The 6,655-nt window shown below is 64.2% G+C and carries 3 protein-coding genes; all 3 read left to right on the top strand.

All coding sequences use genetic code 11. The features are described 5' to 3' along the window. On the top strand, window positions 1-3,362 hold a 3,362-nt coding region (locus ACYQOP_RS26680), incomplete at its 5' end, for a host specificity factor TipJ family phage tail protein (protein WP_461225143.1). Window positions 3,363-3,458: 96 nt separating this feature from the next. Continuing rightward, complete coding sequence (locus ACYQOP_RS26675; protein WP_461220665.1) at window positions 3,459-5,882, top strand: hypothetical protein; 2,424 nt, start codon at window positions 3,459-3,461, stop codon at window positions 5,880-5,882. A gap of 4 nt (window positions 5,883-5,886) precedes the next feature. After that, window positions 5,887-6,645, top strand: coding sequence for a hypothetical protein (locus ACYQOP_RS26670; RefSeq protein WP_461220663.1), 759 nt, complete (start codon window positions 5,887-5,889; stop codon window positions 6,643-6,645). Window positions 6,646-6,655 lie beyond the last annotated feature (10 nt).

Below are 6,655 nucleotides of genomic sequence, written 5' to 3'. Positions count from 1 at the left end.
TCCCGTCGCGCACCGACAAAAAGGACGCGCCGACCTACGCCATCCAAGGCATCCGCAACCAAGCGACCCCTGACGGCGTGATCCCCTTCATCCTCGGCAAGGTGCGCTATGCCCCGGTTTATGCTGGCCTGCCCTACACCGAGACGGTGGGCGACGAGCGCTACATCCGAGCGCTCTTCACGTTCGGCTATGGCCCGCTGCGCCTGACGAACTTCCGGATCGGCGACACTCCGATCGAGAAGTACAAGGACGTCCAGTACGAGGTCCGAGAGGGCTACGCCTCTGATGCGCCTGTCACGCTTTATCCGGATCAGGTCATTGAGCGCGCTCTTTCGATTGAGCTGAAGTTCGCGGGGATCGGCGCTGGTCCGCAGTCTCGGTTCACGGCGGCTGACGCGGCGAACGCCTCTATCGACCTCACCTTTCCGGGCGGCTTGGGCGGCGTCGACAAGGACGGCAGAAAGGTCGCCGTCACTCTTGAGTTCGCCGCCCGCTATCGCAAGGCAGGCACCGAGGCTTGGACAAATGCTGCTCCCATCTCCGTGACGGCAAAGCTCTCAGGCAAGCCCTTTACGCGGACCTTCCCGTTCAGCTTCCCTGAGCGCGGTCGCTATGAGATTGAGCTGACCCGCAACAGCGGCGATTTCGACAACCCCGATCAGGATTTCTCGAAGAAGGAGATCCAGCGCACTGGACGCTCTGTGTGGTCGGCGCTGCGCTCGTTTCGCCCCGAGTACCCCATCAACTTCGGCAAGCCCCTGGCGGTCGTGGCGGTTCGCATCCGCGCCACCGGACAGCTGAATGGCACGCTCGACGAGTTCAACGCGGATGCGCAGACGCTCTGCCCGGATTGGGATGCGGCGACCAACGCCTACATCACGCGAGAGACCCGCAACCCAGCCTCGCTGTTTCGCTATGTCCTGAACGGGCCTGGGATCACCTACCCGCTCGCCCAGAACGAGATCGATGCCCTGAAGGAGTGGCACGCATTCTGTGTCGCCAACAGCCTCTTCTACAACCGCGTTCACGACTACGAGGCGTCCGTCCTCGACGTGCTCTCTGACATCGCCGGCGCCGGCCGGGCGAGCCCGCATGACAGCGGAACGAGTTGGGGCGTCGTCGTCGATCGCGCGTTGACGACTATTACGGCGCACATCACGCCGCGCAATTCCTGGGGCTTCCAGGGGGAGACCTCCTACTCACAGTTCCCCGACGCCTTCCGCGTCACCTTCCTCGACGAGACGAACTCTTACGCCCAGGCCGAGCGCATCGTGCCGTGGCCCGGCTTCTCTGGCGATCCGAAGGTGTTCGAGAAGCTGGACCTCCCCGGCATCACGAACCCCGATCAGGTCTGGAAGGAGACCCGCAAGCGCCAGTACGAACTGATCCACCGGCCGCACAGCTACACAGTCAACCAGGACTTCGAGAGCCTCGTCGTCACTCGTGGCGATCGGGTAGAGCTCGGACATGACGTTCTCGACCGCAACCAGGTTGCTGCGCGCGTCCGCACCGTCGTCGGCAACAAGGTGATGCTCGACGAGCCTGTGACGATGGAAGCCGGAAAGAGCTACGCCTGCCGGTTCCGGCGCGCTGACGGCGCCTCGCTCATCCAGCCGGTCCAGACGATCGCCGGCACGACCAACACCATCACCTTGACGGGTACGGGCGACACACCGGCCCGCGATGACCTCGCCATGTTCGGTGAGGCGACGCGCGAAACCCTGGCTTGCACCGTCAAAGGGGTCGAGGCGATGGAGAACTTCACCGCCCGCCTTTCCCTTGTAGACCACGCGCCTCAGATCGAGACGCTGGTGGCGAACGATGTGCCTCCGGCCTGGAGCGGTCGCGCGGGCGGGCCGGCCCAGAGCATTCCGGACGTTCCGCTGGCTCCGATGGTGACAGGCATCGCATCGGGCAAGCTCGCTCTCGACTCCGTCACGACGGCCAATCCCTATCCGGTCATCGTGTCGTTGCAGGCGATCCCGCTCAGCTATGTCCCGCTCGCCTCCTTCGACGTTCAGACCCGCAAGGCTGGCGTCACGGCATGGACCACGACGAGCCGGCCTTCCGGCGCCGGGGCGGTCGTCATCGCCGGCTACACCAAGGGCGATGCACTCGAAATCCAAGCGAGGGCCGTGTCGGCCCGCGGTACGCCCGGCGAATGGACCGCCAGCGTCTTTCACACCGTCGCCGCTTCTGATGCCACCACCCCCATCAATCTCGTCGCTGCGATTGAGCGCTCCGCGATCAACGGCTCGACCACCGCGGCCTTCCTCCGGCTCACCTGCGATACGCCCGCGCGGGATGACCTGTCCCTCATCGGCCGCTACCGCGCGACAGGCGCAACGGCGTGGACCGCGATCCCGCTCAACTCGTCCAGCCGGACTTCTATCCTGGCCGGGCCCCTGACGGACGGAGAGACCTACACCGTAGAGGGCGCGCTTTCCACGGATGCGGGATCGGACATCAGTTCGTACATCCCGGCCGCCGGCTCGCCCATCAAGGCGGTGGCCGACGCCAATCCGCCGGCGGCGCCCACCTACACCTCGGCTGCCTCGTCCGGTGCCGGCACTTACTCAGTCGATCACGCCTTCAAAAACTCGGTCTCTGTCAACGCTCAGGCAGTCCAGGTCTATCAGGCCATCGGGTTCGGCAAGGTCGCGGCCGATGCCGTCGCCGTCGGATCGCCCGTCGCGGGTGGCCCGAGCCAGGCCCTTACGACCACCACCCCGATCGACCTCGGGCTCTACAATTACTGGCTCCGGGCGCTCAACGGGTCGGGGGTCACGTCGGCGGTGGCGTCGGGGGCGAAGACCGCCCTCAACCTGATGCAGGCGAATAATCTCAGCCAGAAGCCCTACGACCTGACGGATGCGGCGATCTGGGTTCGGACCAACCTGTCCACGCCGACCATTAGTGGCACCGGGCCGGATGGTGGCGCGGCGACCCTGCTGACCGAGAGCACCGCCAACAGTTCGCACCGCTTCGCCAACACGGTCACCGGTCTCACGTCCGGCAACCGGGTCCGCACGGCCCTTGCCGTCAAGGCATCCGGCCGGACTAAGGGCCGTCTTGACCTCTACGATACATCCCTCGGTTCTTCGGTGCGCTTCACCTTCGATCTTACGGCCGGGACCATCACGGCGATCTCGACGTCGGGCGCTCTGGTCACGGCTGGCGCCGGGGTGATCTCGAAGCTCACCGCCGATGGTTGGTGGCTACTCACCCTTACCGGCACGATCGCGGCCACGGGCGCAGAGATGCGTTTGCTCTTCGCCGACGATGCAAGCGCGACCTCCTACGTCGGTGACACCACCAAGGGCTTCCTCGTCTCGGCCGCCACCATCGCTGTCATCGCCTAGCGGCACGCTTACTCGACCACCCTCGTCCATCCCATCCCACGATCAGCCTGACGCTATGCCGCTTCCGCGGCCGATGGCGCGCGGGGAGACCCTTGTATGTCGAACGGCCTTCGCACCACCGGTCTAGACTTTGGCGATCTCGTCGAGGTCTTCGGCCATTTCCAGAAGGACGGCATCGGCCCGCTGACGACCGGGCGATGCACGTTTGGCCAGTTTCAGTCCCTCCTCCTCGGGAGCACGACGCTCGTCGGCATGCGCTTCTTGGCACTCGAAGGGCGGGTCACCAACGCCGAAGGGACTATCGCCACCCATACTGGCCAGATCGCCGTTCTTCAGGCGTCGCAGGCCTCCGGCACCCCGGACTATGCGACCCGCGCCGATCTCTTCGCGGACCTCTCCCGGCCGGATAAGTCCACGGCCACCGTCAGTTCTGACCCGACCGCCGCCTACAACGGCACCTATCGCAAGACCGGTGCGCCCGGCACAGGATCATGGTCTCAGACGGTCGGCGAAACGCTTGCCAGCCTCACGGGCAAGGTCCGGACCCTTACCAGCCTCGGTACGCCCGTCACCTTTGGCGGCCAATTGATCTTCGACCAGAAGAACGCGAAGGGCGGCGGAATCGCCGTCTACTTCCCGCGCACCGTGACGGTGATGCGCGGCACGACGGTCATCCTGAATACGACGACGCTTGGGACCGAAAGCACCGAGATCAGGCGCCACATCAAGGTCGCCATTCCGTCCGGCGATCTAACGACGGCTCGGCTTTGGTACCTCGATATCGCCGACACGACCATCAAGGTCGTCTCGGGCACGACCGGCATCGATCTTGGCAGCCTCGGCAACGTCATTCCTCTTTTCGCCGCGCAGGGCGAAGGCTGGTGGTCGCCGCACGAGTCACACCGCGTTGGTGAGAAGCTAGAATACATCGACATCCCTGGTGGACCGAAGTTCGGATACATGGACGCGCAGGGCTACGCGCGCGTTGGCAGGGACGGGACCTACGTCGAAGACTTCGGCGGGCCGGAAGAGGTCGCGCTTATCGACCCCCAAGGCTACGCCCGCCCGCCGCGCGCCGCATCGGCCTCATCTACGGGCGACTCTGCTGCCGCCGCCTACGCCCTGCGCGACAGCCAGAATGCGGCCTACAGCAAGGCCTACATGGAGCGCGCCAACATTCGGGCGGCTCGGCTCTTCTGGAAGTACAACGTGGTGTTGGGTGACGGGCAGTCCTTCATCATCGCGCAGGAGGGCATGCCGCCCAAGACGAAGACGCCGCTGTATGGCAACGTCATGTTGGGCAACAGCCCGCGCCCCTCTTCCCAGATCGAGACTGACACGGGCACGAACGCGGGCATTTACACGCAGTTCGGCACGGCGACATTCCAACCGCTACTTGCCAACGCCGTCTATCAGGGTGCGATCCTGACTGACGCGCAGGTTGCCGCGATCCAGCCCGGCGACAACCAGGCCGGTGCCTTCGGCGAAGACATGGGGGTGGGGTTCTGCAACTACCTCAAGCACCTGTGGAACCGTGCCAAAGGTGTAGAGAACGACCCCGATCACCTCTTCGCCTATGCCTCGTGTGGCATCGGAGCGCGGCGACTGGACCAGTTGGTTAAGGGCGCCGCGAGCACGCCCGGCAATTATCGGCGCCTCGTCAATGCCGCCACGAAGATGAAAGCCGCCGCAGATGCGCAGGGGGCGACCTCCGGGCTCTTCGCCGTGCCATTTGATCAGGGGCAGCAGGATTACACATTCGACACATCGAAAGAGACTTGGAAGGCTCTCTTCGTTCAGTTCATGGCCGATGTAATCGCAGATATCGCGGTCGGCATTTTCGGGCAGACTTCGCCGCCGCTCTTCATCCTCTACCAGACGGGCGGCACCTACACGCGGGACATCAACGGGTCCGTAGCAATCGGGCAGGCACAGCTTGAGTTGGCGCAGGAATATCCGGATCAGGTCGTCATCGTCGATCCGGCAGGCTACGTCCCAAACAACGCGAGCGGCCATCTGACGGCGAACGGATATCGCTGGCGCGGCATGCAGGGTGCCAAAGCCGCCTTCCGTCACCTGATGAACGGCCGGCATACGGCCCCTTTCATCCGCGGCGCCACTGTTTCCGGTGCCACCATCGTCCTCGATTATTGCAGCATGTTCGGCCTGCAGTGGAAGGTTCCATACGTTGGCAGCACAGCTGTGGATAGCAGCTCTAAAGGCTTCTTCGTCAAAGACAGCTTAGGCATCGTCAATGTTGTTCCACAAATCGTCGGGTCGCGCACGGTTGTTCTGACATGCGCTCGGGCTTTGTCAGGTTCGGTGACTGTCAACTGCGGGGACTCAACGACAGGCGGCAACACCTACCTTGCCGACATGGACCTGACGCCCGCGCTCTATAACTACGAATACGCAGCGGGCAGCGGCGACTTCGTTGAAGCCAACATTCCAGCACTCGTAGGCAAGCCCTACGACCTGTCGACTTTCGCCCTTGCGCAAACTCTAACCATCGCGGTGTGATCCCATGACCCTTGTAAACGAGGTTCCGCAGAGCTTCCGGTTCGACACCATGGCCGTGCTGCCCAAATACCCGGTTCGCGGGCTGCGCGGGCTGTGGCGAGCGGAGCCGGATCTGGACTCGACCCGCCGCAATCTCGGCGCCAAGTTCGGGTTGCCGCAGCTCGCGGCGGTCTCCGGTGCGCCCGTTCCGTCGCAGGCCGGGCTCGCCTGCAAGAGTGGCTCGAACTTCCTCGACACCGGGCTACCCGAAGTCCCCACCATGACGGTGTGCATGGTGGTCAAAAGCCTGGACACGTTTGCCGCCAACGCTAATCGGCCGATGCTCTATTCGAATAACCAGGGCGACGGGATGTCGATCTACGTCGGTCAGGCGGGCGACTCTGGCGACGGCTACGCCCGTCTCAACACTAACAGCTACGGCACTCCGCCGGGCGGCTCATCGACCCCGACGTTTACGGTGCTCACCAACGTTCCGATGACGGCGCCGGTGTTCCTGGTCACGATCCACACGCCGACACAGGTCAAGCTCTACGCGCCGGCCCTTGGGCTGACGGCGGCTGTAGCAACCCGCGCCGCCGGCAGTACCCGCGACATGGCCCCGCGCAACATGCGGATCGGCAGCTCATATTCGGTCTATGGTGGGACCAGCAACATCCTGTTCGTTGCCGACTTCAACGTCGAGCTGACGCCGGCCGAGTACAATTTGGTTCGCGCGACGGAACTCAACTGGCACAGTGAGATCGGCTCGGGGATCACGTTCTGAGGGGATGGCA

It is taken from the genome of Methylobacterium sp. CM6247 (assembly GCF_054817925.1).
The sequence above is the reverse complement of the archived record's forward strand: the minus strand, read 5'-3'. Positions and strand labels throughout refer to the sequence as shown.